General features: G+C 66.9%; 4 protein-coding genes and 1 pseudogene. 1 reads left to right on the top strand and 4 read right to left on the bottom strand.

Features of this window, described 5'->3' with window-relative positions; all coding sequences use genetic code 11:
* Positions 1–400: 400 nt before the first annotated feature.
* The 4 genes from HCC78_RS31595 to HCC78_RS35095 form a co-directional block, all read right to left on the bottom strand.
* Positions 401–757, bottom strand: coding sequence for a DUF1636 domain-containing protein (locus tag HCC78_RS31595; protein ID WP_172332670.1), 357 nt, complete (start codon positions 755–757; stop codon positions 401–403).
* A 6-nt stretch (positions 758–763) separates the two neighbouring features.
* Entirely contained in the window at positions 764–1,108 is a 345-nt protein-coding gene (locus HCC78_RS31590) for a helix-turn-helix transcriptional regulator (protein WP_253949464.1), read from the bottom strand.
* Between the two features lie 153 nt (positions 1,109–1,261).
* Complete coding sequence (locus HCC78_RS31585; RefSeq protein WP_172332669.1) at positions 1,262–2,230, bottom strand: threonine/serine dehydratase; 969 nt, start codon at positions 2,228–2,230, stop codon at positions 1,262–1,264.
* On the bottom strand, positions 2,227–3,798 hold the full coding sequence (locus HCC78_RS35095) for a haloacid dehalogenase type II (RefSeq protein WP_371743967.1): 1,572 nt from the start codon (positions 3,796–3,798) through the stop codon (positions 2,227–2,229). Before HCC78_RS35095 ends, HCC78_RS31585 begins: the two co-directional genes overlap by 4 nt.
* A 364-nt stretch (positions 3,799–4,162) precedes the next feature.
* On the opposite strand from HCC78_RS35095, the pseudogene HCC78_RS33365 reads away from it, so the two are divergent.
* A pseudogene (locus HCC78_RS33365) lies at positions 4,163–4,368 on the top strand (IS3 family transposase); the annotation flags it as partial.

Raw genomic sequence — 4,368 nt, 5'->3', positions numbered from 1 at the left:
CAATCGCCAGCGCCGCCATTCCAGCATCGGTTACCGCACGCCCGAGCAGACACGGATCGACATGGCCGCCGCGATGGAAGCATAGTGAATATCAGCCCAGTCCGGGATCCGGGGGCAAGGTCACGGACTGCCTCCCGCGGAATCATGGACACTCAATCATTCGGTCTGCGGGCGGTTCGATCGGGAGCGTCGCGACCGGACCGCGCCGAGCAGTGCGGGTTGGCGTTCGCGTTCGGCAACGCGCCATGCGGTTCTCCAACCATGAAGTCGGCAGCCAGGCGGCCAGAATTGTGGTTCTGCTTCGGCGGGCCATGGCTGCTGCCGGGGCCGGCCGGTCGACTTCCGTTTTTCGGAGGATGGGCAGGATGCCGGGTCGCTTGCCCAGCGGCCCGTCGGCAACCTAGTCGAGCGGCGGGACCCGGGCGACGAAGTGGCCCTTCACGCCCTGGGGCCATTGGCGGAACGGAACCTGGCCCGTACCGCTTTCCGCATGGCCTGCGGCGAAGGCCGAGACGGCACTGGCATCCTCGGCCGACCCGGAGAAGTGCCCCAGAACATAGGTGAGCTTGCCATGGGCCGAGATCGCCACGTTGCAGCCATGCTCGCAGCCCATCAGGCAGGCCGTGCCGCGCACTGCGATGCCATCGCCGGAGGCTGCCTCCAGTGCGGCAAGAAAGGCCTCCCCGCTGGGGGGAAGCGTGCGGTCGCCGCGTTCTTCCGCCGTCCGGCAGGTCGTGCAGACGGTGATCGTCGTCATGCGGCGTCAGATTTCCCGGCAGAACAGCTCGTGAAGCAGGCCGATCACCCGCTTGGTGCGTTCGTCGGCCAGGGAATAGTGGATCGCCTTGCCTTCGCGCCGGGTCCGGACCAGCTTGTCCGCGCGCAGGCGGGCGAGATGCTGGCTCACCGAGGACTGTCGCGCGCCGAGAAGCAGCTCCAGATCGGTCACCGTCTTCTCGCCTTCCATCAGGTAGCACAGGATCATCAGCCGTCCCGGATGGGAGAGGGCCTTCAGATAGGTGCTGGCGGCTTCGGCATTGTCGGCCATGTCGGCCTGAAGCACCGCCCCGGTCGGCAGATCGCTGGTCATATCGGACACGAAGTCCATATCGGTCACTGTTTCTGTCATTGCACTCGTAGCATCTGATACATTGGGTACTGGTCTCACCTAGATCGACATATAACCGAATAAGTTGGATGAAAAGCGCCCGGCCCTGCAAAAGCTTCGTCGCTAACGCAAGTATTGGTGAGATGTCTAAATTTATTGCAGTTCCAGTGCCCGTGCAAGAAGTCCTGCATCGCAGTTGCCGCCGCTCGCGGTGACGATCACCGTGTCTGCCTCCAGATCGTTTCCGCGGAACAATGCGGCGGCCAGGGCCGCGGCGCCGCCGGGCTCGATCACCAGCTTCAGCCGCATGAGCGCCAGGCCCATCGCGCGAAGCGCCTCGCCGTCGCTGACCGCCAGCCCGGCGCCGCAATGCGCCTGGATCAGCGGGAAGGTCAGCTTGCCGGGCGAGGGCGTCAGGATGGCGTCGCAGAGGCTGCCCGACAGAGCCGGGTTGGTCTCGCGCCGTCCCGAGACCAGCGAGCGGCCGGTGTCGTCGAAGCCTTCGGGTTCCACCGGGCGGACCTTGAAGCCGGGCGCGGCCTCCGACAGCGCGACCGCGATGCCCGAGGTCAGCCCGCCGCCGCCGCAGCAGACCAGTACCTCGGCACGGTCCACCCCCAGCGCCTGCGCCTGCTCGGCGATCTCCAGCCCGCAGGTGCCCTGTCCCGCGATCACCTGCGGATCGTCATAGGGGCGCACCAGCGTCATGCCGCGCTCTTCTTCCAGTGCCACCATCAGCTCGTCGCGGTCCTGCGTGGCGCGGTCGTAGGTGACGATCTCGGCGCCATAGGCGCGGGTGTTCTCAAGCTTGATGCGCGGCGCGTCCGACGGCATCAGGATCACCGCCGGAACGCCCATTTCGCGGGCGGCCAGCGCGATGCCCTGGGCATGGTTGCCCGAGGAAGCGGCACAGATGCCGCGGGCGCGGGTGGCGGGGTCGAGCGCGCTGATCGCCGAGCGCGCGCCGCGGTACTTGAACGATCCGGTATGCTGCAGGCATTCCGCCTTCACCAGGACCCGCCGTCCGGCGATGTCGTCGAGGAAGGGGGAGGACAGCAGCGGCGTGACGCGCGCATGTCCGGCAAGGCGGTCGCGGGCGGCGGCGATCAGGGCAGGGGTCATGTCAGCCTTTCGAGGAACTCGGAAATCACGGCCCGGGCCTCCGGTTCGTCGAGGAAGGGGACATGGCCGCGGTTCGGGACCTCGCCGTAGATCATGTCCGGGCGGCGGCGCCGCATCTCCCCGGCGGTGGCGGCCGACAGGATGTTCGAGTTCTGACCACGGATCAGCGCAAGGGGCAAGCCCTCCAGCGAACGGAAGAGCAGCCACAGATCCTGGATCGCGTCGGTGGCCGACTGCTCCATGATCGAACGCCGAAGCAGCGCATCATAGCGCAGGTCGAGCCCGTCGGGGCTGTCGCAGTAGATCCGCTTGGCATGGAGCAGCCAGCGCTCGGGCGGGACGTCCGGGAAGGTCTTGCCGAAGACCCGGGCAAAGCGTGCGGCGGCCTCCTCGTAGCTGCACAGTCCGGGCCGGTTGCCCAGGTACTGGCCGATATAGGCCAGCCCCTCGGGCTGGATCTCTGGACCGATGTCGTTGAGGCAGACCCCCGCGACGCGCTGCTTGTGCCCGCCGGCCAGGGCCATGGCGATCAGCCCGCCGCGCGAGGTGCCGAGGATCGCCGTCCTGGCGATGCCGAGGTGGTCCAGCAGGTCGATCGCGTCATGGCTTTCGCGGATCAGGTTGTAGTTGAGGTAGTCGGGGTCCCAGTCCGACTGGCCGCGGCCGCGCGTGTCGAGCCGCACCACCCGCACCCGGTCCGAGAAATCCCGGGCGACGAAGTCGAAATCGGCAAGGTTGCGGGTCAGCCCGGCCAGGCAGAGCAGCACCGGCCCGGTCTTCGGCCCGTCGTCGCGATAGGCCAGGCGCAGCCCGTCTCGGTTGGCGAAATATTCCGTCCTGCCGATCTCGGCCGGGCTGTCATGCAGGTTGTGCCGCATCATCTGCGCGGTCTCGCAGACCCGCGCGAGGTCGGGCTGCGCCATGTCTGGCCGGCCATGCAGCCTGTCGACCGGCTGGCCGTCGCGGTTGACCCAGAGCGTGCGGAACCCGTAGCTGGAGGCCGCCGCAATGTCCCAGCCATTGGCAGAAACGAACAGCACCTCGCCGCGCGGGCGGTTGAACCGGGCGCTGACCAGCTCGTAGACCCGCGGATCTGGCTTGAACACGCCGGCCTCCTCGACCGAGATCAGCGCGTCGATCTGGCCTTCGAGCCCGGCGGAACTGACCGCGGCCTCCAGCATCGCCTGGGTGCCGTTCGACAGCACGGCGGTGGCAAAGCCCTTCTCCTTGAGGTCGCGCAGCACGCCGGGGACCTCGGCGAAAGGAGGCAGGCGGCGGTAGAGCGACAGCAGCCGGTCGCGCAGGCCGGAATCCGCCTGGAGGTCGAATCCGTGGCGCTCAAGCGTCCAGTCCAGCGCATCCTGGGTGATCTGCCAGAAATCGGCATGCTGCCCGGCAATGCTGCGCAGCCACGAATACTCCAGCTGCTTGCGCCGCCAGTCGCAGGCCAGCTCTGCCGAACACGCCCCCAGCTTGCCGGAGCCGACCCCGGCGGCCACTTCCCGGGCGGCTTCCGCGACGTCGAAGAGCGTCCCGTAAGCATCGAAAACAACAGTGGTAATCGTCATCCCCACCTCCCTCGGACGGAGACTTGCACGTCTCTGCCGGGACAAAAAGCAATAATTCGATGCATTGTCCTTGCGGCGGGTCAACTATGGCACCGAAGTCCCGCAAACGTGACATGCAATGGCACCGCAGCCCACGATTTTCCTGCGCTGCGGCATTGCGGGGCATGTCCCTTCCGACCTTGCGCCCGGTTCCCGGACTGGGAATTATCATAGTCCGAGAGAGCGGGATCCTACATGGGCAGGCAGCCCGGCTCTGTTGCGCAAAACGGCTACCGGCCGAGCTTCCCCTCCCCCTCGTTCAGGGTAGTTGTCACCGTCCTTCGATCTGAAACTATGCAGCGAGGCGGGCAGGACAGGATGACGAGTGGCGTACTCACCGGAACGAAAGGCGGCGGTTCTCGCGAAGATGCTGCCGCCGAATAGCATACCTTTGAACCGGCTGTCGGTTGAGGAAGGGATCTCGCGGGCAACGCTTGGGAAATGGCGCGCGGAGGCGCGGGCGAAGGGCAAGCTGCTGCCCGAGGCTGACGCGCATGTCGAAGGCTGGACGTCGGGCGACAAGCTTGCGGC

It is taken from the genome of Mangrovicoccus sp. HB161399, assembly GCF_013184745.1.
Classification (GTDB): domain Bacteria; phylum Pseudomonadota; class Alphaproteobacteria; order Rhodobacterales; family Rhodobacteraceae; genus Mangrovicoccus.
The sequence above is the reverse complement of the archived record's forward strand: the minus strand, read 5'-3'. Positions and strand labels throughout refer to the sequence as shown.